Source organism: Bifidobacterium sp. FKU (assembly GCF_026016385.1).
Classification (GTDB): domain Bacteria; phylum Actinomycetota; class Actinomycetes; order Actinomycetales; family Bifidobacteriaceae; genus Bifidobacterium; species Bifidobacterium infantis.
Genome location: NZ_CP092888.1, coordinates 2,470,938 through 2,497,902, shown reverse-complemented (window position 1 = coordinate 2,497,902; position 26,965 = coordinate 2,470,938). Strand labels below are relative to the sequence as shown.

Genomic DNA, 26,965 nt, shown 5'->3' with positions numbered 1-26,965 from the left:
GGCAAGGCACAACGAAAAGGACTGAACACCATGCCAAGAGGACCAATGGGCGGCAGGCGCGCCGTCGAAAAGCCCCATGATTTCGGCAAAGTCATGGGCAAACTCGTGAACTACTGCCGCAACTATCTTCCCGTCATCATCGTCGCACTCATCCTGGGCGCGATCGGCACCGTCTGTCAGATCGTCGGCCCGGACAAGCTCAAGGACATGACCAACGAGATCGTCAAAGGCCTGCCCGCCATCGTCAACGGTAGGCCGGTGATGCGCTCGGTCGATTTCGGCGCGGTGGGCCACATCGCCTGGACGTTGGTGGCCCTGTACGCGGGATACGCCGTGCTCGGCTATGTGCAGAGCTGGATGATGGCCAACGTCACCCAGCGCACCGCCCAGCGGCTGCGCGAATCGATCTCGGTCAAGATCAACCGGTTGCCGCTCAAATACTTCGACAAGGTCAGCTACGGCGACGTGCTGTCCCGCATCACCAACGATGTGGACGCCATCGGCCAGACGCTGGGCCAGTCGCTCGGCTCGCTGATCACCTCGGCGACGTTGTTCGTGGGCGCGCTGGTGATGATGTTCTACAACAACGTGATCATGACCCTGTGCGCCATCGGTGCCAGCCTCATCGGCCTGATCATCATGATGGTCATCATGAAGGCCTCCCAGAAGTACTTCGCCCGGCAGCAGACGGCTCTGGGCGACGTCAACGGCCACGTCGAGGAGATGTACGCCGGTCACCTCATCGTCAAGGCGTACAACGGCGAGGCGGATTCCATCCGCCGCTTCGAACGGTACAACGCGGACCTCTACGAGTCGGGTTGGAAGTCGCAGTTCCTCTCCGGCCTGATGATGCCGCTCATGAACTTCGTGGGCAACTTCGGCTACGTGGTGGTGTGCGTGGTGGGCGCGGCGCTCGCACTCAACGGCCAGATCGAGTTCGGCGTGATCGTGGCGTTCATGATGTACATCCGCCTGTTCACCCAGCCGTTGGCGCAGTTCGCCCAAGCCTTCCAGAACCTGCAGCGTTGCGCGGCGGCCGCCGAGCGCGTGTTCGGCTTCCTTGAGGAGCCGGAGATGGAGGACGAATCCGGCAAGCAGGCCCTGCTCGGCACGGACCATGCGGGCGGGCGCGACGTGAAGGGCGACGTGGAATTCAGCCACGTGCAGTTCGGCTACGAGCCGGGCAAGCCGATCATCCACGACTTCTCCGCCTCCGTCAAGGCCGGGCAGAAGGTCGCCATCGTCGGCCCGACCGGTGCCGGCAAGACCACCATGGTCAACCTGCTCATGCGCTTCTATGAGATTTCCGGCGGCTCGATTGCGATTGACGGCGTGGACACCAAGTCCGTGCCGCGCTGGAACGTGCACGACCAGTTCTCCATGGTGCTGCAGGATACGTGGGTGTTCCGCGGAACCGTGCGCGAGAACATCGCCTACTCCAAGCCCGGCGTGACCGACAAGCAGATCGAGGATGCGTGCAAGGCCGTGGGTCTTGACCACTTCATCCGTTCGCTGCCGGACGGCTACGACACCGTGCTCGATGACAAGTCGTCGCTGTCCCAGGGGCAGAAGCAGCTGCTCACCATCGCCCGCGCGATGGTGCAGGATGCGCCGATCCTGATTCTCGACGAGGCCACGTCCTCGGTCGATACCCGTACTGAAGAGCTGATCCAGAAGGCCATGGACGCGCTGACCGTGGGGCGCACGTCGTTCGTGATCGCCCATCGCCTCTCCACGATCCGTGACGCCGACATGATTCTCGTCATGAACCACGGCGATGTGATCGAACGCGGCACCCATGACGAGCTGCTGGCTGCGGGCGGTTTTTACGCCGATCTGTACAACAGCCAGTTCGCACTCGCTGACTGACGGATTGTTTCCTGCGTTAGCGGATTAGCGGATTAGCTATACTCGGCTCCCCTCTCCGAGGGGAGCTGTCAGCGTAGCTGACTGAAGGGAGCAACCCATCGGTCCGCCCGAGGGAATGCTCCACTGGATGTGATACTGATGATTTCGTACATTAGTGTGTGAAAAAACCGCCCGGAAAATTGGGGGATTGTGCGGCGGCACGATTGGCGTTGAGGATGGCGCATTCGAAATCGAAGTGAGCGCGTAACTGGGCGGCCGAGGTAGTGAACAGGGCTGTGGCGAGTCCGTCGGCCAGTGCGGTGCTCAAAGATGCTGCGTGCGGCATGACGGCCACCCATGTGGCGGCTACATCGTCAACCGGCAGACCGTCGATGGCGTTGAGCAGATGGTGGAGCTGGTGGCCGGCGGCGTCGGACCAGTGGCGGCGGCTGGGGGAGCTCGCGCAGAATGCACCTTGGCTGATTTCGACCACACCTACGGCGTTGGCCGGATCGGCAGGATCTTCAAGGGCGATGGTGATTGGTTCGTCCGTGTGCACTAGCAAATCACCCCCGGCGTCGATGACGTATTGAATGGGTTGAGGGTGACCCGCGCCATCACCCAGCATCCCCGCAAGCAAATCCGCCAAATACCCCTTACCGCACGCGCCGAAATCGAGCGCGACTGGGCTGTGGGTGATAAGTGTGGTGCCGTGCCGCTCAACGTCGGCTGACCAAACGGCTCGTCCGTGGATCGCGCCTGCATGTTCGGCGGCATCTGGCGCAGTCGTAAACGAATACGACTCGTCATAGCCAAGCCGAATCAAATCCTCGCCCACGCACGGGTCGATCGCCCCATCGGTTGCCGCAAACAGGCGGTCGTACAGGCAAAACAGACCCGATGTCCAGTCGGGAAAATCGAACGTGCCGCCATGCGTGGCCGTGCGCATCCGGCCGACCGTCGAATCATCCTTAAACCGGGACAATGCGGCTTCATAGGTGCTGATGAACATATCGATGCGGTTACTGAGCCCGTCATCCAGCGCGACATCGGTATGCAGCAGCAACCCGGTGCCCAGCGCATCGGGGAAAGCAGCGACGTGCGGCAGACGGTCGGTCAGCCGCACGTGCGGTCGGTCGTGCGGCGGTCGGTCGTGCGGTCGTTGTGTCGGGCCAGTCATGCCACCATCGTAGAGCGTGCGGCGCGTCGGCGCTTGATCCGGGTGCCTGCACCGAAACGTTACCGTGCCGACATGTGTGCGACACTTCGGCGTCAAATTGCGTTTGACCGCACTCCGTACTATATTGTTGCGAGTTGCTTTGCGGAGCAAAGTAACATCCAAGGGGCTGTAGCTCAGTTGGTAGAGCGCTTCGTTCGCATCGAAGAGGTCGCGGTTTCGACTACCGTCAGCTCCACGAGACCCTCTGCATTCATTCCACCGCAGAGGGTCTTTTCATTTGTCTTCGTTGGTATTGTGCCATCTCGCGTTTCAAGGGGCTGATTTGGGGTTTGCCGGAGGTCTACTTGCGTTTCGAGGGGCTGATGGTCAAGTAGATATGCCGCCAAAATGGCGGAATAGCGTTGCGTCAAAGCCGTTTGTGCTGGTGCTTCACCGGATGAGGAGCCCCTTGAAACGGAAGTAGACCTCCGGAACATGTGAAATCAGCCCCTGCAAAGGGAGAATGCCTCGATTCCGCCATGGATTGTCGTGGATTGCTCTGTGGCATGGGCAATACTGGGAGTATGACAAGCGCAGATGAGTTGAATGAGCAGTATGACGCTGACGGTAGCGTGACGCAGGTGCCTGAACGCAATGATGAAGTTCATGCCGGCGAATCCGCCGTCGCCCAATCCCGCGAATCGGCCGTGACCATCCCCGCCGGCACCGTGGTGCTCGCCGCCACCCCGATCGGCAACGTTGGCGACGCCTCCGCCCGTCTGGTGGCCCTCTTGGAGCGGGCCGATATCGTGGCCGCCGAAGACACGCGCCGCCTCTACGATCTCGCCCGTCGCCTCGGCGTCTATGTGAACGGTCGCGTCATCGCCTATCACGACCACAACGAGCGCGACAAGGCCGACGGCCTGCTCGACCAGGTCGAAACCGGCGCCACCGTGCTCGTCGTGTCCGATGCCGGCATGCCCACCATCAACGACCCCGGCTTGGCCATCGTGCGCCGTGCCATCGAACGCGGCCTGCCCGTCACCTGCGCGCCCGGCCCCTCCGCTGTGCTCGACGCGCTCGCCCTCTCCGGCCTGCCCACCGACCGCTTCTGCTACGAAGGCTTCCTACCGCGAAAGCATTCCGAGCGCGTGCAGTATCTGCGCACGCTGTTGCCCGAACGCCGCACCATCGTGTTCTACGAGACGCCTCATCGCATTGCCGATTCGATGGACGATCTGCTGGACGCGTTCGGCCCGAATCGCCCGATGGCCCTGTGCCGCGAACTCACCAAGGATTATGAGCAGATTCGTCGCGGCCCGATTGGCGAGATTCGCCAAAGTGTGATTGATGATCCGCCCCGTGGCGAGATGGTGCTGGTCATCGGCGGCGCGTCCAACGAGGAGGCCGAAGCGGCCGCGCCCAGCACGCTGAGCGTGGAGGACATGGCCGTGCTGGCCATCGACCGTGCTTTGGAGGACGGCCTGCGTATCAAGGACGCCATCGCGCAAGTGGTGCAGGAGCATCCATTGGCTGACGGATCGTTGGCCAATCGCAAGCAGGTGTATGCGGCTGTGCTGAAAATCAAGGGATAGCGCAGCAGCCGGCGATTATCTCCCCGTTACGCTTCCATCGACTCGAACAATATTTCCAACGCCTGCCGGACCCCAGGCCCACCACGCTGCGAGACCAATTCCAGCAAAGGCGCGTCGGCTTTGGGATTGGCAACCAGCCATTTACGCAGTTCGGGCACGTGATATGCGATGTGCCAGAGCACGGCAACATCCGTATCGGGCGAACATGCCACCGCGGGCGTAAGTCTGATGGGTGGTTCAGGTGGTGCGGTCATATCCGAGATTGCGCGAGATGCGGATTCGGATGAGTGTGCCGCCGCCGCGTGGCGAGGCAACCGTTGCGCCTGCCGCAAATGCCGTAAACGGTGAGCGGCATGGCGGCCTCTGCGATGGCCTCTGGCAATGAATCCCCTCGTCATGCGCATTGCTCCAAAGCCGGTTCGTCAATCTCCTTCTGCACCGATTCAAAAAACATGCGTGCGCGTCCGGCATACTTGTGATGCCGATGCTCCTTGACGATTTGCAGACAGTCGTTTGGCCGAAACTGGTACGCGGACATCAGCTGACACACCAGTGCGTTGACGGTGGAAGGATCGGGGATGTCTTCAGGACTCATCACCAGGTCGCAAGCCGTACGGGCTGGCGTGGTGACAGGCAGCCCGCCGAGCTTGATGATTTGCTCCGGCAACGTCAATCTTTTGAATACGCGGATGCGGCGGCTGACGGATGCCGAGCGGAAGTGCGATGTGGAGATCACGTCTATGGTGCTCGGAAAGTCGGGGCCTCCCAGCCATACCCAAGCGGCGGTCATCGAACACACCACAGTGCCAAACGGGGCGACCTCCGCGACGATTTTTGCGCGACCATACAGTGTGCCCGAATGCTCGATCCAGTAGCCGGCGGAATCGTCGAGCTTACGTAACGCGCCAAAGTCGGCCAGACGGTTAAGGCTGAGCGGTCCCGGCAGATCCTTGGTAAACAGTATCGGCGGCACCGCAGGCTGCGCGGTTGCCGGCGAGGCGACTGTTGTGATGTCCGTCATCGGACCTGCTGTGATATCCATGACCGAACAATATGCAGAAATGCGGCTTGCGCGCCACCGGATAGGCGAAAACGGTGGATAAGTGCATAACTTCACTAGGTGCGCGAATGATGTGGATAACTCGGTGGATATCGACAGGCGGAAGTGTGTGCGGATGTGCGCGGAAGTGCGTGCGGATGTGCGTACGGATACGTGTGCGAATGCGTATGTGGATAAGCGCGCAAGAGGTGTACGGATAAGTATGTGGGGGAGTTGCGGGCGAATAGGTGAGTGGGATGAGGATGGCGGCGTGGCAGCTATCCGGGCGTGTCCCCGCCGCGCCGGATAATCAAGCCTTATGAGTCATGTTTTGGTGAATGTTGCTTGGCCGTATGCAAACGGCCCCCGTCATATCGGCCACGTCGCGGGATTCGGCGTGCCCTCCGACGTCTACGCGCGCTACGAGCGCATGAAGGGCAATGATGTGCTCATGGTGTCCGGCACCGACGAGCACGGCACCCCGATTCTCGTCGAGGCGGAGAAGGAAGGTCTCACCGCCCAGGAACTGGCCAACCGTTACAACCGCGTGATCGCCAAGGACCTGTGCGACCTCGGCTTGAGCTACGACCTGTTCACCCGCACCACCACCGGTAACCACGAGCACGTGGTGCAGGAGATGTTCAAGCAGTGCCTGGAGAACGGCTACATCTACAAGGGCACCCAGCAGGTGGCGATTAGCCCGTCCACCGGCCGCACCCTGCCCGACCGTTACATCGAGGGCGAATGCCCGATCTGCCACGCCGAGGGCGCGCGCGGCGACCAGTGCGACGCCTGCGGCAACGAGCTCGACCCGGACGAGCTCATCAACCCCGTCTCCAAGATCAACGGCGAGACCCCACGTTTTGAACAGACCGAGCATTATTTCCTCGACCTGCCGGCGCTCGCCGAAGCGAACAAGGCATGGCTGGAGACCCGCAAGGGCTGGCGTACCAACGTCATCAACTTCTCGCTCGGCCTGTTCAAGGAAGTCAAGCCGCGCGCCATCACCCGTGACATCGACTGGGGTATCCCGGTGCCGGTGAAGGGCTGGATCGACAACCCGAACAAGAAGCTGTACGTGTGGTTCGACGCCGTGATCGGCTACCTGTCGGCCTCCATCGAATGGGCCCGCCGCCAGGGCGACCCGGAGAAGTGGCGCGAATGGTGGAACGACCCGAAGTGCCCGGCCTACTACTTCATGGGAAAGGACAACATCACCTTCCACTCCCAGATCTGGCCGTCCGAAATGCTGGCGTACAACGGCAAGGGCTCCAAGGGCGGCGAAACCGGCCCGATGGGTCCGCTCAACCTGCCTGAGCAGGTGGTGGCCAGCGAGTTCATGACCATGGAAGGCAAGAAGTTCAGTTCCTCCCGCGGCATCGTGATCTACGTCAAGGACATCCTCGCCCGCTACCCCGTGGACGCCGTGCGCTACTACATTTCCGTGGCTGGCCCCGAATCCTCGGATTCCGACTTCACGTGGGCCGAGTTCGTGCGCCACAACAACGAGGAGCTCGCCTCCTCGTGGGGCAATCTGGTGAACCGCGTGGCCAACCTCATCAACAAGAACTTCGGCGAGATTCCGCCGCTGGACGAGGATTCGATGACCAACGAAGACCGTGGCCTTCTGGAAGAGGCTTCCGCCGCGTTCGACGTGGTCGGCTCCTCCATCGAAACCCACCACCAGAAGCACGCCCTGTCCGAGGCGATGCGTGTGGTCGGCGACATCAACAAGTACATTTCCGCCACCGAACCGTGGAAGATTAAGGACGACCAGGCTCGTCTCGGCACCGTGCTGCACGTGGCCGCTCAGGCCGTGTCTGACGCGAACCACCTGCTTGCGCCGTTCCTGCCGCACTCCGCACAGAAGGTGTGGGAGGCGCTCGGCGGCACCGGCACCTTCTCGCCGCTGCCTGAGCTCAAGGAAGTCGAGGATCTCGACAAGCCCGGCTTCACGTATCCGATTATCACCGGCGATTACGAGCTCGGTGTGAACGTGCACCCGTGGAAGAGCGAGGCAATCGAGGTCGGCGCCGTGGTGCCTAAGCCCGCGCCGATCTTCGCCAAGATTCCGACCGAGGCCGTGGAAGAGGAGCTGGCTCGCTTCGATGAAGCGTTGGCTGCTCGCCGTGCCGCCGAAGCCGAGCGTCTGGCCGCCGAGAAGGCCAAGCTCGCCGCTGAATGATTCGGCATTGCTAGCTCGTAGCTGACGGGCCACCTCGCACATGAAGTGTTGCGAGGTGGTCCGTTGCCGTATGTGCGGCCAAGCCCCGACAAAGCGAGGCCGGTTGTCGGCGGGCGTCACAAATTCGTCACACTCCGCCAAGACTTTTCCCAGACAAGCACATCAATTCGCCAAGCATGGGGCGGTTACATAGAAGATGTCAACGGAATGAAGTTCATACCGGTGGCGAGGTTCTTCGAACCCCATAACTGAACTCTTCTTCTCTCTTCTCTCTCACCCGGCGGCCCCCTCCGCCGGGTTTCTTTTTTAATGCTGGGAATGCCAGGGTCGCATATTGAAAAAAGGATTATGGCAGAGTGTTGTCTGTTTACAATAAGGCATTGCTGTTCTAGAAAATAACAAAGAAGGGGGGACTAATGATGTATACCGTCACATTTTCGGGCAATCTGACCCAAGCGGAATCAGCCCTTATCAAGCGGGGCTCCATGCAGATCGCCGCGTTGCTGGCCGCAAAAATCACTGGCCGCGGGCTCATCATCAACGACGGTGACACCGAATACTCATGGGATTTTATCCTGGTCGATGCCAGCAGCGATGAGCGGCACACCTTTGACGAGAGGCTATTGCGGATGCTGTCCGACTACATCCACGCCGGTTTCCCCGATGCCGTGATCCGCCACATCCAGCACGAGGCACCAAGGCTCAGTAAATAATATTGGTCGCGTGGTGAGTCCCATACTTCCGTCGGAATATCGCTATCGCGGTATGGTCGCATGCCTGTTGAGCATTGAAGCGTTCGATCTATGCGCTGTTGATGTTCCGGTGATGACGGCAACCGATTGACGCGATTACCGGGACAGATTTCGCTGTCCCGGTTCGTGATTTCGGCTTCTTTTTGGGAACCGGGACAGCCCCCCTTGTAAACGCCCATTATCCGTAATCCCAAAACCCCGGAATTCCACCGATGTACGATGGCGAATATTGCACGGTGGGGTGATAGGTGAATGAAATTTTGTCTTGGTTGCTCAAAAAGGGGCGAAATGGAGAACCGGGACAGCGAAATCTGGCCCGGTCCACACATAAATCGATTGACATCGCTACCGGGACATCGGACACGGACACCGAGTCGCGCAGCGTCGGCGCAACATGGATACTGTACGACTTTCGCGATAAACGTTATACTCTTCGTCGCCTCCTCCGGGCGATCTCATCGAGTGGCGTTGCCGTCAAAGTGAAATCGAATACGGCACCTCGCAATGCCAACTGCCGCCCGACCCGGTAGGCGAGTTCGGCTTGGGATGGCTCATCGGCCATGTTCGCGGCAGTGGCGATGATGACGATCCAATGATGATGTCGCAGCAGTTCGCGCTTGTCGTTGTCCCGCCGCCACTGGTTTTTGTCGGTGCGATGATGATCGCCGTCATATTCGATGGCGACGCGAAATTCGGGCCAAGCGAGATCGAGCGTTATCGGCGCACCGTTGCTGAATGTCGCGCCGGGCACCGTGTAATTTGTCACGGCTGGCGGAAGCCCGTATTTCGTCGTTGCGATGCGGGTCTTTGATTCCATTGGAGAGTCCACGCGGGGCGTAATGAATGCAAGAGCGATCATGCACTTGGATTTTGCGTTGAATTTCGGGAGTTCGGTGACTTGCCGCACGAAGTCCTGATAAATGCCGTCAGCAGTGCGGCCGTTCGCCAGACCCGGCTTGCGGGCGATTGCCGTAAGGATTGCGTCGCCAAGTATGACCAGCGATTCGAGCGATATATGAGTGGCGAGTTGTGCCCAAGTGTGTATCAGATCCAGTGTGTACACATGTTTGTTGATACGCACATTGTGCGCATCGCTCAGCGGCTTCCAGATGTGTGGTGTCGTTGGCGGCACGATGGCACGTATTCGTGTGCGGTGTGAGTCGGAGACGGTATGGAGCTCGGCGGGGTTGATATCGCAATCCTTGGGAAGCGGCACGGATTGCAGTATCAGCGATGTGGTCATGCCGAAGAGCACCGGTTGCCCGAGCTGTTGCGCGGCGTCCGTGCATCGTTTAAGCATTTCCCGCTTACGTTGGGTGAGGGTTTCGCTCATTGCTGGCGACACAGGGCCTGTAATCACAGTTGGCGCGGAACTCACCATACGTGGTGATGAACGTAGCTCAGGATTGATGGTGCGCGGTGTGCGGGGCCGGGTCCAGTCGGACGGTTCGTCGTCGAATACGCCGGGCGGTGGAGTGGGCAATATGTCGTTCATGACGCCACCGTAACGCAGCGGTCACGTGCTCGCTATGAAAACCGGGGTATGTGGCTCTAGCTTGCGGGAGATGTGGATAACTCTGTGGATAACTAGTTCGGAACAATTAGCGAGGCCGGAACCTACCGGCAATTGGCCGATGATGACGGCACTTTTGCTCAGCTCAGCCGCGATAGTCTCGAATAGGTGCGGCCGGGCGTACTCGCATAACGTAATGCCCCTTCTCTCTGAACAGGGAGAAGGGGCATTCGAATATATGCTCCCGCCAGCGGAACGTCAGCGGCAGCGGCGGGTGAGGGGCTGCCAGGGGTCGAGCTCGACCGGTTCGGCGGCGAGCAGGGCGCGGGTGGCGTCATCGAGGTATTCCTTGCGGATGATGAGCTCGGTGACGTAGCGGTCGAACCAGGCGTCGGACATGACGTAGTAGCCGTCCTTGCCGGCGTCCTTGCCCCAGCTGTTCTCCACCTTCCAGCGGTTCGGCTTGCCGTCCTCGCCGAGGTTCACGCCGGTGAAGGTCATCGCGTGGTTGCTCGGGCTGTCGCCGTATTCGAGGCCGTGGCCTTGTCGCCGGTGAATTCGGTGCCGAACAGCTGGTCGACGCGCACCACGGACTGGTCGAAGAAACCGTCCTTGCGCAGGGCGAACTGCGTGCAGTCGCAGGCGAACCAGATCGGGTGGCCGGCGGTGAGCTGGTCAAGCGCGGCCTTCTTGAACACGTCCAGCGGCACGTTGACGAATTCCATATCGCCAGCCTCGGCCACGTTCGCGCTGAAGCGGATGCGGTAGCGCTGGTTGAACGGGCGGTTCTTGAGCGGGGCGTTGGCCAGCGTCACGAAATCGTTGACGTCCACCGGCACGTACTTCTTGTAGAACTCAAGCGGGGTGATACCGATCTCGCGAATCTGCGTGCGCTCGTCCTTGCCGGTTTTCGGCTTGTCGGACTTGTCCTTACCGCACTTGCAGGCCTTGGCGTCGGATTTGCCCTCGCACTTGCAGGATTCGGCCTTGCCGTCTGCGTCGGCCTCGGCGTCATCCTTGGTGCGTGCGAAGAAGTCGAACTTCTCCGGCGGCTCGCCGAGCGACACGGCGCAGATGCGGTACACGGTGCCCATGTATTCGTCCTTCAACGCGCGCAACTCGTCCTCAGACGCCCCCGCAACCGAACGGCGGCGCAGCTCGGCTGCGAACTCGCGCAGCTTGGAGTTGAGGTACTGCTTGAAATCATCGGAATTACGGGAGTTCTCGGACTCTGGGTAGGCGCTCTTGGGCACCAGGCCGTACTTGTTCACCAGGGCGGCGAACATTTGCCACCAGCCGCCGTCGTCGGACGGGCCCCAGTTGATGGCTTCGAACAGACGCGAATCGGTCGCCTCGTCGAGCGTGCGCAGCACGTTCTCCAGGTAGGTGTTCGACTTCTCCATCGCGTCCCAGAAGAACAGGTAGGTCTCGGAGAACTCGAAATCCTCAAGATTCCAGCGATGCATGAGTTCGTAACGCAGCGTGTTCAGGGAGGCGAACATCCAGCAACGGCCGGAACGCTCCTGATTGGTGATCGAACCCTGCTTGAGTTCGATGGAGAAGTCGCGCGGCAGCGCACGTACGCCGCGATAGTCGGTGGCCGCCTTGAGCACGCCGGCCGAAACCGCCGCGTTCGCCGCGATCAGGTTGGCGCGGTCCTTGTTGAAGTCTTCGGTGTACGTACGCAGAAGTTCGGGTTTGATGGCCCGTGCGCTGGCGTCTGTCGTCATGATGCCCCTGTCTGATGCTGATGATGCTGATGGATATTCTGCTGCCGGCGGCGGGGACTGTCACCATCCGAGTCGGCGGACTACTGACACGGAAGTATAAAGCATGTCCAGCAAAAGCTCGGGAAATACAAAATTAACAAACGGATGTTTATCCAGCGTTTGCCCAATATCCAGTAAGGTTTCTTAACGATTTCCATTACAGAAAAAGGTCAAAGAAGTCAATACCCAGATTCCACATAATGAACTTGATTTGGGTATTTGAGCGGGGGGGGGTATCACTTTTTCAGTTATTTGGGAGGTGATTGGGTGTTCAAGTACATCATCAAACGCATTGTGAACTACGTGATCATGCTGTTTGTGGCAGTATCGATGACGTATTTCCTGGCCAGCGCATTCATGGATCCGCGTTCGAACTACATGTCGCGCAATCCGCATCCGCCGATCGCGTCGATCAACCGGTCGCTCGATCTGGCCAACATCAACGACCAGACGCCGGTCGTCATCCGTTACTTCCGCTGGCTCAAGGGCATCCTCACCCAGTGGAACTGGGGCCTGAGCCCGGATCAGTCGCCGGTGGCGCCGGCCATCGCCTCCCGTATCTCCGCTTCGCTGCAGTTGGTGACGCTCGCCACCGTGCTCTCCATCCTCTTCGGCGTGAGCATCGGCGTGTACACGGCCATCCGCCAGTACAAGTGGCAGGACCGCGTGCTCAACACCACCGCAACGTTCTTCCTGGTGGTTCCGGCCGCCGTCATGGGCCTGATGGTGGTGCTGCTGGCCATCAACTTCAACAATATCGTGGGCAGCCGCGCGTTCTTCGTGACCGGCCTGCACTCCTACCAAGGTTCCAACCCGGTGCTCTGGGTGTTTGACTATCTGCAGCACCTGATCCTGCCCACCATCGTGATGACGATTCCGGGCATGGTGGGCTACCACCTCACCCAGCGCACGTACCTGCTCGACACCATGAACGCCGACTACGTGCGCACCGCCCGCGCCAAGGGCCTGACGCTCAACGCGGCCATCCGCCGCCACGCGCTGCGCACCTCGCTGATTCCGACCGCCGTGGACGTGGCCTTCTCCATCGCCGGTGTGTTCACCGGCGCGGTGATCACCGAAAACGTGTTCGCTATCAACGGCTTGGGCATGTACTTCACCCAGACCATCGCCAACAACGACATCAACGGTGCCGTGGCCGTGGCCGCGTTCGGTGGCGTGTGCACGCTGACCGGCGCGCTGCTGGCGGATATCTTCTCCGCCTGGCTTGACCCGCGCATCCGACTGAGCTGAGCCCCGCGCAAAGGACGATCAAACATGATGAACGACAACGAGAACATGGTCTCCGACGCCGTCGCCCAGGATATGGAACTCACCGATCCGCAGGGCAGCGAACCGCAGTCCGCCGACGCCAAGAACGCCCAGGAGGCTTCCAGCAACGACGACTTCCACCGCACCGGCCGCATGCAGCTGTACGTGCGCCGCTTCATGCGCCGCCCCTCGGCCGTGGTAGGTCTGGTGGTGCTGATCCTGCTGATTCTCTTGGCGATTTTCGGCTCGAAATTCTCCCAGTGGAGCTACGACGAGCCCGATTTCGCCGCCCTCGCCTCGCCGCCGTCCGCCCAGCACTGGCTGGGCACCACGGTCGGTGGCTCGGATATGTACGCGATGATTATCCGTGGCCTCGGCCGCTCGCTGACCATCGGTATCTTCAGCTCCATCGGCACCACGATCATCGCCGCCCTGGTGGGCACGGCCGTGGCGTTCTTCGAAGGCTGGTTCGAGAAGGTCGGCATGTGGCTGCTGGATATGCTGCTCGTCGTGCCGTCCTTCCTGCTCATCGCCCTGATCGTCGGCATGGCGGCCGGCGGCAGCGACTGGCTGTGGCTGGCCATCGGCCTGACCGCGTTCGGCTGGGTTGGCTATGCGCGTACGCTGCGCACGCTGACCCTGAGCCTGCGCGACCGCGAATACATCCGCGCGGCGAAGTTCATGGGCGTGCCGTCCTTCACCATCATCGTGCGCCACCTGGTGCCGAACCTGGGTTCGGTGCTGGTCATCAACACCGTGCTCGGCGTGATCGGCGCGGTCAACAGCGAGACCTCGCTGAGCTTCCTGGGCCTGGGCATCAAGGCGCCCGACACCTCGCTCGGTACGCTGCTCAACGCCGGCCAGTCCGTGGTGCAGACCTCGCCGTGGGTGCTGGTCTTCCCGTCCGTGGTGCTGATCGTCCTGACCTTCTCCGTGCAGCTGATCGGCGACGGCCTGCGCGACGCCATCGACCCGTACTCCCGCTCCGGCGGCAAGGCCGAGTGAGAGGGGAGACGGACATCATGAGCGACGAACGCAACGCAAGCAACGTAACAACCAACACCAACCCCGACACCACAGGAGCGCAAGGCATGGCATCCGAACCGGTGATTTCAGTACGCGACCTCACCGTCAGCTTCGCTTCCGAAGCCGGCACTGTGCGCGCGGTGCGCGGCATGAACTTCGACCTGTACCCCGGCAAGACCCTCGGCATCGTGGGCGAGTCCGGCTCCGGCAAGTCCGTGACCTCCATGGCCATCATGGGCCTGCTGGACAAGAACGCCAGCGTCAAGGGCTCCATCACCTACCACGGCGAGGAATTGCTCAGCAAGTCCGATCTTGAGATGAGCGAGATTCGTGGCAAGGGCATCGCCATGGTCTTCCAGGACCCGCTCTCCGCTCTGACCCCGGTGTTCTCCATCGGCGACCAGATCAAGGAAGCGCTGGTCACCCACAATCCGAAGATGACCGAACAGCAGATTCACGACCGCTCCATCGAGCTCATGAACCTGGTCGGCATCCCGGACCCGGAGGACCGCCTGAAGTCCTTCCCGCACGAGTTCTCCGGCGGCATGCGCCAGCGCGTGATGATTGCCATGGCCATCGCCAACGACCCGGACGTGATCATCGCCGACGAACCGACCACCGCACTGGACGTGACGATCCAGGCCCAGGTGCTCGAAGTGCTGCGCAAGGCCCAACGTGAAACCGGCGCGGCCGTCATCTTCATCACCCACGATCTGGGCGTGATCGCCGGCGTGGCCGACGACATCGTCGTCATGTACGCCGGCCGCCCGGTCGAGAAGGCGGACGTCGACTCCATCTTCGACCACCCGGCCATGCCGTACACCATGGGCCTGCTGGGTGCCGTGCCGCGTTCCGACCGCGAACGCAACAGCCGTCTGGTGCCGATTCCGGGCTCCCCGATGAACCTGGTCAACATGCCCAAGGGCTGCCCGTTCGCGCCGCGCTGCCCGCTGGCCACCGACATATGCCACACCACTGAGCCGGCCATGGAGCCGGTGCCGGGCCGCCCGGGCCAGTTCGTGGCCTGCCACCGCACCCAGGAGATCGTGGACAAGGGCCTGACCTTCCACGACGTGTACACGGTGGCCGAGGCCGCCAAGTCGAAGTTCGCCGGCATCCCGCGCGACGAACGCAAGATGGTGCTCGACGTCAAGCACATGCGCAAGACCTTCCCGCTGACCGCCGGCGGCTTCCTGCGTCGCAAGATCGGCGAGGTCAAGGCCGTGGACGACGTGACGCTGGACGTGCGCGAAGGCGAGACCGTGGCGCTCGTGGGCGAGTCCGGCTCGGGCAAGTCCACCACGCTCATGGAGATCATGGAGTTCAAGCAGCCGCAGGACGGCGAGATCGAGATGTTCGGCACCAAGCTCGAACACAAGATTCCGCGCGAGAAGCGCCGCGAGCTGCGTTCGTCCGTGCAGTACGTCTTCCAGGACCCGATGAGTTCGCTCGACCCGCGCCTGCCGATCTACGACATCCTGGCCGAGCCGATGAAGGTCCAGCACTACTCCAAAGAGCAGATCCGCGAACGCATCGGTGAACTCATGCGTCTGGTGGAGCTGAACCCCGACCAGGTGGACCGCTTCCCCACGCAGTTCTCCGGCGGTCAGCGCCAGCGCATCGCCATCGCGCGTGCGCTGTCGGTCAACCCGAAGCTCGTGCTGCTCGACGAGCCGGTCTCCGCACTGGACGTGTCCATCCAGGCCGGCGTGATCAACCTGCTTGAGGACCTGCAGAACAAGCTGGGCGTGGCCTACCTGTTCGTGGCCCACAACCTGTCGGTGGTACGCCACATCTCCAGCCGCGTGGCGGTGATGTACCTGGGCCGCATCGTGGAATCCGGCGACACCGAAGACGTGTTCGAGCACCCGTTGCACCCGTACACCCAGGCGCTCATCAGCGCCGTGCCGGTGCCGGACCCGAAGGCGGAACGCACCCGCCAGCGCATCGTGCTGCAGGGCGAGGTGCCCAGCCCCACCGAGACGTTCGAAGGCTGCCCGTTCATGGGCCGCTGCCCGCTCATGCCCAAGCTGAGCGCCGAACAACAGGCCCGCTGCCGCGGCGAACGCCCGGCGCTGCGGCCGTATGACACTTCCCGACCGAGCGGCCATCAGGTTGCATGCCATTTCGCATGACGGTCGGAACCATATAGAGGAGGAAATAACAATGAACAAGACACGTAAGCTGACCGCGCTCGCCGCGGCCACTGCGGCGCTTGCCATGCTGCTTGCCGGCTGCGGCGCGGGCAATGGCAACGGTTCCAGCAACGCCTCGAGCGCCACCGAACCGCCGGCCGGCATCGATTCGTCGTACACCGGCGACCTGCCCATGCCGAAGGTCACCGAGCGCTACGACAACCACCAGAGCCGTGACAACGTCAAGGACGGCGGCACGCTGACCCTGTCCATCACCGAAGTCGGCCCGAACTGGAACTACCTGTCTTCCGACGGCAACACCGGCTACATGTCCGAGCTGTGGAGCTGGTACCAGCCCAGCCTGCTCATGACCGACCAGGTCAATGGCTCCCCGATTAAGGTGAACCCGGACTTCCTGACCGACATGAAGCTCGTGAGCAAGGACCCGATGGTCGTGCAGTACGACATCAACCCGAAGGCCAAGTGGAACGACGGCTCCGACATCGACTGGACCGCCTTCAAGGCCACGTGGGAAGCCAACAACGGCTCCAACCCGGACTACAACCCGCCGAGCACCGACGGCTTCGACCGTATCGCCAGCGTTGAGCAGGGCGACAGCCCGAAGCAGGTCAAGGTGACCTACAAGACCCCGTACTACCCGTGGCAGCAAGTCTTCGGCACTCTGGTGAACCCGAAGGCCGCCGACCCGAAGACCTTCACCCAGGGCTGGGTCAAGAACCCGCACAACGAGTGGGCAGCCGGTCCGTACAAGGTCGACTCCTTCTCCGACTCCCAGGTCACCTTCGTGCCGAACGAGAAGTGGTGGGGCAACAAGCCGAAGCTGGACAAGATCGTCTACAAGCAGATGGCCGACACCGCCTCCCTCAACGCCTTCCAGAACGGTGAAATCGACGCCGTGAGCGCCTCCACCAAGGACGACATCAAGGCCATCCGCTCCGTCAAGGACGCCCAGCTGCGCATCGGCTACAGCACCAAGACCCGCGTGCTCCAGTACAACGGCAAGTCCAAGCCGCTCGACGACCTGCAGGTGCGCAAGGCCATCACCCAGGCCTTCGACGTGAACACCTACAACAACGTGCAGTTCCAAGGCCTGAACTGGAAGGCCGAGCAGCCGGGCTCCGAGCTGCTGCTGCCGTTCCAGAAGGGTTACGAGAACAACCTGCCCGCCGAAGCCAAGTACAACGTGGACAACGCCAAGAAGACCCTTGAGGCCGACGGCTACAAGATGGGTAAGGACGGCTACTACGCCAAGGGCGGCAAGACCCTTGAGATCTCCTTCACCTTCTTCGGTGACGACGCCACCCAGCAGGCCCTCGCCAACGCCTACCAGGCGATGATGAAGAAGGCCGGCATCAAGGTCAAGGTCGTGAACGTGGCCGAGTCCAAGTTCTCCGACACCATGACTTCCGGCAACTACCAGGTGCTGCCGATGGCTTGGCAGGCTCCGAGCGCCATGACCTTCGTGGTGTCCGCCCCGCAGCTGTACACCTCCGACGGTCCGTCCAACTTCACCTACGTGGGCAACGAGAAGATCGACAAGCTCGTCAAGGTGGCCGGTGGCCTCTCCGACTACGACGAGCAGACCAAGGCCGTCAACGCCGCCGAGAAGGAAGCCCTCAAGCTGTACGGCACCATCCCGGTCTCCAACCCGGCTTCGTACCTCGGTGCGAAGAAGGGCCTGGCCAACTACGGCCCGTCCGGCTTCGCCGGCAACCTGCCGCAGGACATCGGCTGGCAGAAGTGATGACGTCTGACTGACGTCTGACATGGCCACCGCGCCGGGAACGGCCGGCCGCACGCATCGACTGCAAGGCTTTCGATGCCGGACGCGGCCTGCGGCAGGTTCCCGGCGGGGTGTGACCGCGGCAGCATATGCCTTACTCTCCTTATTTCTGCATATGATGCTGCGGTTGGGAAGCCTCCCGTTTGCGCGCTTATGCGTCGCGCGCGAACGGGAGGCTTTTGCATACTTGCCGCGATTCCACCCCGGCAACGATTTGTCCACCTTGCTGCCCGCGCGGCTGAAACCGTATCCACCTTCCTCTTCCCGGATTTGTGACGCTGACGGTTGCCGAGCGTCACAAATCCGGGAGATAGTCGCCCTTACTTGTTGTCAGAACTTGGTGAGCCCGGATTTGCGGATATGGTCCTCCCAGCCATCCGGCTTAGGCAGTGTGACCAATTCCCTCATTGTCACGGCAGGGATCGCGGCCGCCACGATGCACAAGCCCAAAGCCACGGACGTGACTGAGTAACCCCAGTGTTGCATGGCGATGCCGGACAGAAATGTGATCACCGGGGCAGCAATCGTCTCAATCATGCCCATGCCGGCGAATACGCGGCCCATATGCTCCTTGTTGATGAGCAATGATTGGAATCCGTTGATTACCGCATTGCCGGCCGGTAGGGCCAGCAGCGAAATTGCCAGAAACGCCATACGCGCAAGAATCCACGGAGCCAGCGCTGCGCCGAGCGCGCCGATGCTCATCAGCACGTAGAACGATACGGCGACTATGCCGCCGCGCACATGCTGAACCAGCACGGAAGAGATGAGCGAGCCAACGATGACGCCCACAGACACAGAAACGTTCATGAAACTGGCTGACACCACATGTGATGGGTCGGAGCCGATCGAGAGCACCGTAATCAGCAGGAACGAGTTGAAGCACGCGAACGCCAGCGCGCTCGACAAAATCAGGCGACGTTCGAATCGCTCGCTAAGAAGCCAGCGGAATCCGGAAAACATCTCACGCCAATACTGTGACGCGGATGATGTCGTGGTCGTTGCCTGCTCGTCAGCGGCCTGAGTGATGTTGGCCGCATCGCCATTCTCATCGGCCTCATCGTCGGCAAGGGCGCGGCCCTCCGCATTGGTCCGCCCGCCACGATGCCAGTATTTTGTGATCCGCATCGCCGCCGCGGTTTCCAATAGATTCAGCAGCGCGCTGACTGCGAATGGCAGCCATAGACCGCCGCCGATCAATACGCCACCTACTGGTGCGCCGGCGAGTTCGAGGGCGGCATCGCGGCCATCATTGAGGCTTGACGCCTTGGGCAGCAATTGATCGGGAACGATGCCTCGTAGCATCGTGTTGCTCGTGGTTCCTAGGAGGCCTGAGCGTATGCCGAGGCATATCGCAAGTACCATCAGCACCGGGTATATGAGTAATCCCGCCCATCCTAGGGCCGCGCATATGCCGAACAGTGCGAAACCAATCAGGCCAAACGCAATCATAAGTTTTTTGCGGTCGTACTTATCTTGTACCACGCCACCTGGCAGCCGCAATACCGACGATATCATGGTCATGATTGAATCCAGCAGCGTCGCCTGTGCCGGTGAGCCCGTGACGGTCTGCGCGATGAGTGGCAGTGCGAAACCTTGGATACTTGATGACAGCGACGTGCATGAATCCGCTACGAACCATTTGCCATAATCCGTGCCGCGCCATAGCGACTCGGTGGTGTTGCTATGTGAACTGTGACCGTTGGGCTGTATTGAAGATTGGTTGTTGACTGTTCCGATGGAATCAGCCATTGTGATCATCTCCCTATTCATCGATGCTTGAGATATTCTATACCAGGTTGTCGGCATGGGCTGAAGCGACGGAGCACAAGCCGATAGTGCTGTGCGGCGCGAGACAGGTAGGCAAGACTCATGTGCTTAAGGTGCTGGGTCGGGACAAGTTCGAGTCATTTTCTTATGTCAACTTGTTCGATGGCGGTGCAAAGGCTGCGTTGACAGGTGTGGATTCGGTGCACATGTTGCTTGATTCCATGGAGGCGTTTAATGGGGTTCGCGTTCGGCCTGGCAAGACGCTGCTGTGCATCGACGAGATACAGGAAATCCCTGATTTACTGACTCTGTTGAAAGCGCTCCATGAGGAAATGCCGGATCTCCATGTCGCTGTAGCGGGCTCCTATCTGGGCATGGCTCAGCACGAAGACCTGTCATTCCCGGTTGGCAGTGTCACCTCCATCGATATGTATCCGATGACGTTTGTGGAGTTCTTGGAAGCGGTCGGTGATGGAGTGATAGCCGAACGCATCCGGAACCAGCGTATTGAGACACTTGGGGGATTTGCGGAACGTTTAGAGCGAAGGGTTCGTCAGTACTGTTTTGTTGGCGGCATGCCCGAAGTCGTTGAGACATTTGTAGAAGATGGCTATCAGCATGCGCGTGCCGTGCAGAAAGAATTGTTATCCAATTACGACATGGACTTTTCCAAACATCCCAGAACCGGTGTGGATAGTGAGAAAATGCGTTTGGTGTTTTCCTTGATTCCGTCCCATCTGGCGCGTGAGAATCATAAATTTATTTTCGGCCACATCGCTCGTGGCGCTCGGGCGGCGCAATATGAATCCGCGATTCAGCAGATTGTCGATTCTGGTCTTGCGTTGCGGGTGTATCGCGTCGAAAAACCTGCGGCACCATTGCCGTCATACCGTGATGATTCCGCGTTCAAACTGTATCTCCATGATGTTGGGCTGCTGGCAGCGGCCCTGGATCTGACTCCCGCAAGCGTGGTCCTTGGTGATGACGGGCTGACCGAATTCCGTGGTGCGTTAACGGAACAGTATGTTTGCCAGCAATTAGTGGCCGCCGGCATCACACCGATGTACTGGTCGAATGCGAACAGTACGGGAGCAGTTGATTTTGTCTTTGCAGGTAATGGCGCAATCATTCCGTTGGAGGCCAAAGCTGGTACCGAGCGTCATAAGCGTAGCTTGAGGTGGCTGTGCGACAAATACGGGATTTGCGGTTACCGTACGTCGATGCGGAATTACAAGGAGCAGGATTGGCTGACCAATGTCCCACTGTGGATAGTCGGGAGCTACTTCCGCCCGTGGTTGGCGAGTGATTATGAGCCGGATGGCGGAGCTGATTTAGGGCCGCTACCGAATACTGATGATGAAGGATGACTGAAGCCGCGAGATATGGTTCGGCCGGTTGCTGACTTGGGATATGGCCCGCAACCGGCCTGTAGTGGCGAAGCCTTAAGGCTTACAGCTTGAAGGCGGCCTCGGCGTACTGATCGCACATCAGACCGAAGCGCATCTTGCGGCCGTTGATGGTCTTGACATCGGCATCGTTGTAGCGGAACAATCCCGGTCCTTCCAGGTGCATCCAGGAGTAACGGCCATTGCCGAGAATATCGGTCAGCGACCCCACGTACGACCACTGCTGGTCGTTGTCGGTACGCAGCACCTCGTAGGCGGAGGCGTACGGGTTGCGCGTGCGTTCGAACAGGACCCGGCGCACAATACGTAAAACGTGAATGAACCATTCACTATTCTTGTGTTTTTTGTGACTCAAAGCGCGTTTTGCATATGTAAAAACGTGAATGCTAAGATGATATCAGTATGTGATTGTGTGATGACCTGCGTGTTTTCAGTCATTCTCCACAAAAGAGGAGGGGAATATGCTCAAGCGCCATGCATATGACCAGTTGCTGAATTGGAAGAACCGTAAAACCAAGCAGGGCTTGCTGGTCACGGGTGCCCGGCAGGTGGGCAAGACCACGCTGATTGAGCAGTTCGGTGCAGACCATTATGAGCATGTGGCTGAGGTGAATTTCATCGAGATGCCTCAGGCGGCCGAAACGGTAAGCAAGGCCAAGGACACCGAAGACCTGATACTGCGGTTATCGGTACTTTCCGGCACGGAAATTACGCCGGGCAAGACTCTGCTGTTTCTTGACGAGATACAGGCGTGTGAGGACATGCTCACGTGGACCAAATTCCTGTCTGGCGCCAAAGGATTGGATGTCATTGTTTCTGGCTCCCTGCTGGGCATTGATGTGTTCAATGTGCGCTCGATCCCGGTGGGATTCCTGCAGACGATGCGTATGTATCCGCTCAATTTCTATGAGTTCTGCGCTGCATACCGGCTGCCTCAGTCCGCTCTCGATACCCTGCGTGAATGTTATGTGGATCGACGGGAGGTTCCCGATTATCTACATGAACGGCTCACCGACCTGTGGTACAAGTATCTGCTGATTGGTGGCATGCCCGACGCAGTGCAGTCATTCGTGGATTCTGCCGATATTGTCAAGGTCCGCAATACTCAGCAAGCCATATTCGATACCTATGAATACGACATCACCAAATATGTCTCCGATTTGGTGGAACGTCGTCATATCAAGAGCATTTACGAGGCGATTCCAAGTCAGCTCAATGCGGAAAACAAACGATTCAAGTTCTCCAAGTTGGGCAAGAATATCAGGTTCGCTCATATGCAGACGGCGTTCGATTGGTTGGCGAACGCAGGTATCGCCTTGCCTACTTCGCGCGTGCAGGACCCTGAATACCCGCTGACGGAGCATGCCGACGAGAACACGTTTAAACTGTACATGAACGATGTCGGTTTGCTGACCTCCCGTTTGATGCGCAGTGTGGACTTAGAGATTGTGAATCACCGATCCAGTATGAATTACGGGTCGATTTTCGAGAATGCAGCGGCTCAGGAACTGTTTGCACAGGGATTGGAACTGCATTACTTCAACCAGAACCGTATTGGTGAAGTTGATTTTGTGGTGCAGCAAGGTCTGGATGATATTTCACTGGTTGAAATCAAATCGGGCAAGGACTATACGCGGCATCGGGCCATGAACAACCTACTGGATACCGACAATTATCGGTTTGCCCATGCCTACGTGTTCCATGATGGCAACGTGGAGACTGTTGGCCGAACCGAATACCTGCCCATATATATGCTGGGTTGTTTGAGCGTGATGTAACGCGCACCGCTTTCCCGGGAATGTGTCACGGATTGGGCCTGTTGCCCGGTCTAGCGGTTCGGTCCATTGACCCAGCCTGTTACTTCACCCTTACCGTCCGCAATGGAGTGAACCGACTAATCCATATCCGCAAAATCGACAAGCGTCACTGTACCGTCTTGCGCCGCGCGGGCGGCGACATGCTCGTCGAAGCCTGATTTGGAGAACAGCATGTAATGGCTGGTTTCGGGGTGCAGCAGTCTGGCGCGATTGCGCAGCACTTCCAACTGCTGCAGGCCGGATGGCACGCTGCGCCATTTGCATTCGCAGAATAGGAGAGTTTTCGGTTTTTCTCCTGAAGCCACGATGTCAATTTCCTCCTGGCTGCGGGTGGTCGGATTGGCGCCCCACCAACGTCCGGCATCAAGCATGAGGAAAGGCAATGCCTCGGTACCGTTATGGGACCATATCCACTGAACGCAGATGTCTTCGAACACCTGCCCCATAAAGTCGGAGATAGTGCGCATAACACGGTCGGCGGTGAGATCGGCATGACCGGATTGAATGAGGGACATGTTGTTCGGCACATATCGGTACCAGAATCGGAAGAACGAGTCCTCGATACGGTAGATCGTCTTGCGAGGAGCGTCCTCGCCGAAAGGTGTCTCCTTGCGAACGATTCCCAGATCGATGAGATTGCGCAAATAGGTGGCGCATGAGGACGATTCCATATGGCATGCGGTGGCGATGGTGTTCGACCGAGATGCCCCGGAGGCAATGGCCTGGATTACGGCGTTGTACTCGGCCGGACTGCGCAGCTCCTGCTTCAGCAAGTTGTCTGGCTCCTCAAACAGATAGCAGCTTGGGTCGAGGATGTTCCAACGGATGTTGTCTCGGATGCTGATGCCGTCGTCCAGTTGCCGAAGATACTGCGGGATACCGTCGGTAAGTCCGTAAGCAATAGCGGCGTCCTCGTTGCTGTATCTTGGCAAGAACTTGCGGACATCGGCGTAGCCGAATGGCTCCACTTTGATTTGAGCGGTGCGTCTGCCGTATAGAGGGCTCTCATACCCAAGCACCTGGCGCTCCATGAACGACATGGAAGAGCCGCATAACACCATCATGAGCTGACTGTCATCCTTATGGCGGTCGATGGCATGCTGCAGGACCGAATTGATGGTCCGGTCTGCTTTAGCCAGATATGGGTACTCGTCGATGACGAAGGCGATGCGTTGCTTTGCGGCCAGCGCGAACACCGCTTCCAGTGCGGATTCAAAGCTGCGGTATACGGGCGTTGTCTCGAACGCCTCTGAGCCCTTTTCATACAGAGCAATGCTGCGGCTTAGCGATTCGAGATTCTTGGAAGCGCTGGATTCGATTGCCGAAAAGAAAATCGTGGGGCGATCTTCGAGGAAGCGGTTGATGAGTGTGGTCTTGCCCACGCGGCGACGGCCGTAGACCACGACGCACTCGAACTGCTGTGAGCTCCAGCGGCGTTCCAGTGCCGAAAGCTCCTTATCTCGCCCGACGAACATGGCCCTTGTCTCCTTGCTTTGCTGTCTGCCCTGGCGCACACGCGCAAATTATAGAATCGTAATTTACTTAATTATGATTCTATAATTTGGTCGACTGGTATGCAACAGGTCTCGAGCGTGCATTGCCGCATGCGCAACGTTTCGCGCGACACATTCCGGGGACTGCTTCGCGAATTGGGCCTGTTTGGGGGCGCAGCGACACATTCCGGGGAATGTTGCGCTTAGCGGGCCGTGCCGCGTTGCTAATGCGGGGAACACGCAGAGTTGTGGGCTGTTGCGATTGGACGCAGGCCGTCTAGACTAGTACGCGTTTGCGAAAGTCGAACGTGCTTCGACCGATGAAGGAGAGCTCCGGTCGTGCGGCCAATGACAGGCGCAGTGCGAAGCACGGCTGATCGTGAATCGTGGCGGCAGCGATTGCCGCGTGCGGCGCAGGAGCATGCCGCACCATACCATAAGCAAACAATCCCCAAGAAACGGTGATCCCCTCACATGTACGTCGATCCGGGAATCAATACCAGTGCAAGCAACCTCAAATGGGTGCTGCCATACTGCAAACCAGACCTGCCCCGCGTGGTAGGCGCGCTCCTACTGTTCATCGCCAATAACACGATGGCCCTGACCATTCCGATTCTGTCCGGTATCATCGTGGACCGCGTCATCGTCGGCGGACATGCCGACGAACTGCCACGTCTGTGTGGACTGATGATCCTCATGACCATCATCCGCGTGGGCGCGCGATACGGCTACCAGATGTGGATGGAGCGTTTCGGCCAGAACTCGGTCTACCGCCTCGTCTCCGACGAATACGAGAAGCTGCACGAGCTCGACTTCACGTACTTCAACCACACACGCACCGGCGACATCATGAGCCGCCTGACCTCCGACACCGACGCGATCCGCCACTGCCTGAGTTGGGTGAGCTATCAGATCGCCGACTGCGTGGTCATGTTCATCGGTGCCCTGTGTGTGATGTTCGCCATCGATTGGCGACTCGCGCTCGTCCTGGCCTGCGTCACGCCGTTCATTTTTGTGCTCACGCGCGGCCTGTCCACGCACGCCCACCCGCTGTTCTTCGCCATCCGCAACTCGCTGGCCTCCCTCAACTCCATGGTCGAAGAGAACATCGAGGGCAACCGTGTGGTCAAGGCATTCGTGCGCGAACCGTACGAGACCGAAAAGTTCGACGAGCACAACGACGACTACATGCAGCGCAACATGGCCCTGGCCTACAACTCGCGCAGGTACATGCCCTGGCTGGACGGTCTCGGCTTCTCGCTGCAGCTCATCACGCTCGGCCTCGGTGGCTTTCTGGTCATCAAGGGCTACATGACCCTCGGCAATCTGGTGAGTTTCAACTCCTTCCTGTGGATGATCGACGGCCCGGTGCGCCAGTCCGGCTGGCTCATCAACGACTGGCAGCGATTCAACGCCAGCTGCATCAAGATCCGCAAGCTGCTCAACGAACAGCCGCGCATCGTGGAGAAGCCCGACGCGGTCGAAGCCGTCAAGCAGGCGGTCACGATCGTCGAGCAAGTCAAGCACGATGATGAGGCTACCGGGGCTACCGGAGCGCCCGGGGCTTCCGGAACATCCGGTGCCCAGCAGTCCGCCGAACGCAAGTCCTGCCCGCTGCATATCAAGGGCGACATCCGCTTCGACCACGTCAGCTTCGCCTTCCCGGACGACCCGGAGACCCCGATCCTCAAGGACCTCGGCTTCACCGTGCCCGCCGGCTCCAAGCTCGGCATCCTCGGCGAAACCGGCGCGGGCAAGTCCACGCTCGTCAGCCTCATCTCCCGCTTCTACGACCCAACCGTGGGCCATGTGCTCATCGACGGCATCGACGCACGCGACTGGCCGCTGGCCGCCTTGCGCTCGCAGGTGTGCATCGTGGCACAGGATACCTTCCTGTTCTCCGACACCATCGGCGGCAACATCGGCTTTGGTGCCGGCGATGATAGCGACGAACGATATATCCGGAAAATGGCCCAGATCGCCGGCGCGGACAATTTCATCAGGTCGATGCCGCAGGGTTATGACACCGTCGTGGGCGAACGCGGCGTGGGCCTGTCCGGCGGGCAGAAGCAGCGCCTGTCGCTGGCCCGCGCGCTCGCGGACGATCCGTCGATCCTGATTATGGACGATACGACTTCGGCCGTCGATATGGAGACCGAGGCGGAGATCCAGAAGCACCTCAAGGAGATGGACGGCGGCAAGACCATCGTCACCATCGCCCACCGCATCTCGTCGGTCAAGGATGCCGACCTGATTCTGGTGCTCGAGCACGGACGTATCGTCGAACGCGGCACCCACGCCGAACTCGTGGCCGCACACGGCCGCTACTGGGACATCTACCACAAGCAGCTCGGACTCCAGTCCGGCGCTGCACAGGGATTTTAG

Annotated in this window: 18 protein-coding genes, 1 tRNA gene and 1 pseudogene; 12 read left to right on the top strand and 8 right to left on the bottom strand. The window is 59.9% G+C overall.

Features of this window, described 5'->3' with window-relative positions; all coding sequences use genetic code 11:
• The first annotated feature begins 30 nt into the window (after nt 1–30).
• Nucleotides 31–1,869, top strand: coding sequence for an ABC transporter ATP-binding protein (locus tag MMB48_RS11155; RefSeq protein ID WP_032743822.1), 1,839 nt, complete (start codon nt 31–33; stop codon nt 1,867–1,869).
• Between the two features lie 151 nt (nt 1,870–2,020).
• On the opposite strand, the gene MMB48_RS11150 is transcribed toward MMB48_RS11155, so the two are convergent.
• Nucleotides 2,021–3,028 carry an FAD:protein FMN transferase gene (locus MMB48_RS11150; RefSeq protein WP_050496227.1) on the bottom strand — a complete coding sequence of 336 codons (1,008 nt, stop codon included), beginning with the start codon at nt 3,026–3,028 and terminating at the stop codon, nt 2,021–2,023.
• A gap of 162 nt (nt 3,029–3,190) precedes the next feature.
• On the opposite strand from MMB48_RS11150, the gene MMB48_RS11145 reads away from it, so the two are divergent.
• Nucleotides 3,191–3,263 (top strand) — tRNA-Ala (locus MMB48_RS11145).
• Nucleotides 3,264–3,591: 328 nt separating this feature from the next.
• On the top strand, nt 3,592–4,602 hold the full coding sequence (rsmI, locus tag MMB48_RS11140; protein WP_032743823.1) for a 16S rRNA (cytidine(1402)-2'-O)-methyltransferase: 1,011 nt from the start codon (nt 3,592–3,594) through the stop codon (nt 4,600–4,602).
• Between the two features lie 26 nt (nt 4,603–4,628).
• Here the strand turns inward: rsmI and MMB48_RS11135 are convergent, their stop codons facing one another.
• On the bottom strand, nt 4,629–5,006 hold the full coding sequence (locus MMB48_RS11135) for a hypothetical protein (protein ID WP_179960175.1): 378 nt from the start codon (nt 5,004–5,006) through the stop codon (nt 4,629–4,631).
• Nucleotides 4,997–5,644 carry a hypothetical protein gene (locus MMB48_RS11130; RefSeq protein ID WP_032743824.1) on the bottom strand — a complete coding sequence of 216 codons (648 nt, stop codon included), beginning with the start codon at nt 5,642–5,644 and terminating at the stop codon, nt 4,997–4,999. The genes MMB48_RS11135 and MMB48_RS11130 overlap by 10 nt, the downstream gene beginning before the upstream one ends.
• A gap of 316 nt (nt 5,645–5,960) precedes the next feature.
• On the opposite strand from MMB48_RS11130, the gene metG reads away from it, so the two are divergent.
• Both metG and MMB48_RS11120 read left to right on the top strand, forming a co-directional pair.
• Complete coding sequence (metG, locus tag MMB48_RS11125; protein ID WP_029679870.1) at nt 5,961–7,826, top strand: methionine--tRNA ligase; 1,866 nt, start codon at nt 5,961–5,963, stop codon at nt 7,824–7,826.
• A 416-nt stretch (nt 7,827–8,242) separates the two neighbouring features.
• On the top strand, nt 8,243–8,539 hold the full coding sequence (locus MMB48_RS11120; protein WP_032743826.1) for a hypothetical protein: 297 nt from the start codon (nt 8,243–8,245) through the stop codon (nt 8,537–8,539).
• Between the two features lie 463 nt (nt 8,540–9,002).
• Here the strand turns inward: MMB48_RS11120 and MMB48_RS11115 are convergent, their stop codons facing one another.
• Together MMB48_RS11115 and MMB48_RS11110 are read right to left on the bottom strand one after the other, a co-directional pair.
• Complete coding sequence (locus MMB48_RS11115; RefSeq protein WP_032743827.1) at nt 9,003–10,073, bottom strand: hypothetical protein; 1,071 nt, start codon at nt 10,071–10,073, stop codon at nt 9,003–9,005.
• A gap of 276 nt (nt 10,074–10,349) precedes the next feature.
• Nucleotides 10,350–11,821: pseudogene (locus tag MMB48_RS11110) on the bottom strand (C1 family peptidase).
• Between the two features lie 306 nt (nt 11,822–12,127).
• On the opposite strand from MMB48_RS11110, the gene MMB48_RS11105 reads away from it, so the two are divergent.
• The 4 genes from MMB48_RS11105 (at nt 12,128) to MMB48_RS11090 (ending at nt 18,055) form a co-directional block, all read left to right on the top strand.
• Complete coding sequence (locus tag MMB48_RS11105) at nt 12,128–13,111, top strand: ABC transporter permease (RefSeq protein ID WP_032743828.1); 984 nt, start codon at nt 12,128–12,130, stop codon at nt 13,109–13,111.
• 72 nt (nt 13,112–13,183) lie between these two features.
• Complete coding sequence (locus MMB48_RS11100; protein ID WP_032743855.1) at nt 13,184–14,134, top strand: ABC transporter permease; 951 nt, start codon at nt 13,184–13,186, stop codon at nt 14,132–14,134.
• Between the two features lie 17 nt (nt 14,135–14,151).
• Nucleotides 14,152–16,290, top strand: coding sequence for an ABC transporter ATP-binding protein (locus MMB48_RS11095; protein WP_136527107.1), 2,139 nt, complete (start codon nt 14,152–14,154; stop codon nt 16,288–16,290).
• Between the two features lie 31 nt (nt 16,291–16,321).
• Nucleotides 16,322–18,055: an ABC transporter family substrate-binding protein gene (locus MMB48_RS11090; protein ID WP_032743829.1), complete on the top strand. Its 1,734-nt coding sequence runs from the start codon at nt 16,322–16,324 to the stop codon at nt 18,053–18,055.
• A gap of 369 nt (nt 18,056–18,424) precedes the next feature.
• Here MMB48_RS11090 and MMB48_RS11085 read toward each other — a convergent pair whose 3' ends face one another.
• Nucleotides 18,425–19,846 (bottom strand): MFS transporter, encoded by a 1,422-nt coding sequence (locus tag MMB48_RS11085; protein WP_032743857.1) that lies wholly within the window; start codon nt 19,844–19,846, stop codon nt 18,425–18,427.
• Between the two features lie 23 nt (nt 19,847–19,869).
• Here MMB48_RS11085 and MMB48_RS11080 point away from each other — a divergent pair, with 23 nt between their 5' ends.
• Nucleotides 19,870–21,231 carry an ATP-binding protein gene (locus MMB48_RS11080; RefSeq protein ID WP_032743830.1) on the top strand — a complete coding sequence of 454 codons (1,362 nt, stop codon included), beginning with the start codon at nt 19,870–19,872 and terminating at the stop codon, nt 21,229–21,231.
• Nucleotides 21,232–21,313: 82 nt separating this feature from the next.
• Here the strand turns inward: MMB48_RS11080 and MMB48_RS11075 are convergent, their stop codons facing one another.
• Nucleotides 21,314–21,625, bottom strand: a complete 312-nt coding sequence (locus tag MMB48_RS11075; protein ID WP_230581199.1) for a hypothetical protein — start codon at nt 21,623–21,625, stop codon at nt 21,314–21,316.
• A gap of 106 nt (nt 21,626–21,731) precedes the next feature.
• Here MMB48_RS11075 and MMB48_RS11070 point away from each other — a divergent pair, with 106 nt between their 5' ends.
• Complete coding sequence (locus MMB48_RS11070; protein WP_032743832.1) at nt 21,732–23,048, top strand: ATP-binding protein; 1,317 nt, start codon at nt 21,732–21,734, stop codon at nt 23,046–23,048.
• Nucleotides 23,049–23,164: 116 nt separating this feature from the next.
• Here the strand turns inward: MMB48_RS11070 and MMB48_RS11065 are convergent, their stop codons facing one another.
• A complete protein-coding gene (locus MMB48_RS11065; protein ID WP_032743833.1) occupies nt 23,165–24,562 on the bottom strand; it encodes an ATP-binding protein in 1,398 nt (465 codons plus the stop codon).
• Nucleotides 24,563–25,054: 492 nt separating this feature from the next.
• Here MMB48_RS11065 and MMB48_RS11060 point away from each other — a divergent pair, with 492 nt between their 5' ends.
• Complete coding sequence (locus MMB48_RS11060) at nt 25,055–26,965, top strand: ABC transporter ATP-binding protein (protein WP_032743834.1); 1,911 nt, start codon at nt 25,055–25,057, stop codon at nt 26,963–26,965.

Coding starts and splice junctions, on each gene's coding strand:
- MMB48_RS11120 (WP_032743826.1), top strand. CDS start 8,243: ATGATGTATACCGTCACATTTTCGGGCAATCTGACCCAAGCGGAATCA.
- MMB48_RS11130 (WP_032743824.1), bottom strand. CDS start 5,644: ATGGATATCACAGCAGGTCCGATGACGGACATCACAACAGTCGCCTCG.
- metG (WP_029679870.1), top strand. CDS start 5,961: ATGAGTCATGTTTTGGTGAATGTTGCTTGGCCGTATGCAAACGGCCCC.
- MMB48_RS11095 (WP_136527107.1), top strand. CDS start 14,152: ATGAGCGACGAACGCAACGCAAGCAACGTAACAACCAACACCAACCCC.
- MMB48_RS11155 (WP_032743822.1), top strand. CDS start 31: ATGCCAAGAGGACCAATGGGCGGCAGGCGCGCCGTCGAAAAGCCCCAT.
- MMB48_RS11080 (WP_032743830.1), top strand. CDS start 19,870: ATGCTTGAGATATTCTATACCAGGTTGTCGGCATGGGCTGAAGCGACG.
- MMB48_RS11150 (WP_050496227.1), bottom strand. CDS start 3,028: ATGACTGGCCCGACACAACGACCGCACGACCGACCGCCGCACGACCGA.
- MMB48_RS11100 (WP_032743855.1), top strand. CDS start 13,184: ATGGAACTCACCGATCCGCAGGGCAGCGAACCGCAGTCCGCCGACGCC.
- MMB48_RS11065 (WP_032743833.1), bottom strand. CDS start 24,562: ATGTTCGTCGGGCGAGATAAGGAGCTTTCGGCACTGGAACGCCGCTGG.
- MMB48_RS11060 (WP_032743834.1), top strand. CDS start 25,055: ATGTACGTCGATCCGGGAATCAATACCAGTGCAAGCAACCTCAAATGG.
- MMB48_RS11135 (WP_179960175.1), bottom strand. CDS start 5,006: ATGCGCATGACGAGGGGATTCATTGCCAGAGGCCATCGCAGAGGCCGC.
- MMB48_RS11085 (WP_032743857.1), bottom strand. CDS start 19,846: ATGGCTGATTCCATCGGAACAGTCAACAACCAATCTTCAATACAGCCC.
- MMB48_RS11070 (WP_032743832.1), top strand. CDS start 21,732: ATGCTCAAGCGCCATGCATATGACCAGTTGCTGAATTGGAAGAACCGT.
- rsmI (WP_032743823.1), top strand. CDS start 3,592: ATGACAAGCGCAGATGAGTTGAATGAGCAGTATGACGCTGACGGTAGC.
- MMB48_RS11090 (WP_032743829.1), top strand. CDS start 16,322: ATGAACAAGACACGTAAGCTGACCGCGCTCGCCGCGGCCACTGCGGCG.
- MMB48_RS11115 (WP_032743827.1), bottom strand. CDS start 10,073: ATGAACGACATATTGCCCACTCCACCGCCCGGCGTATTCGACGACGAA.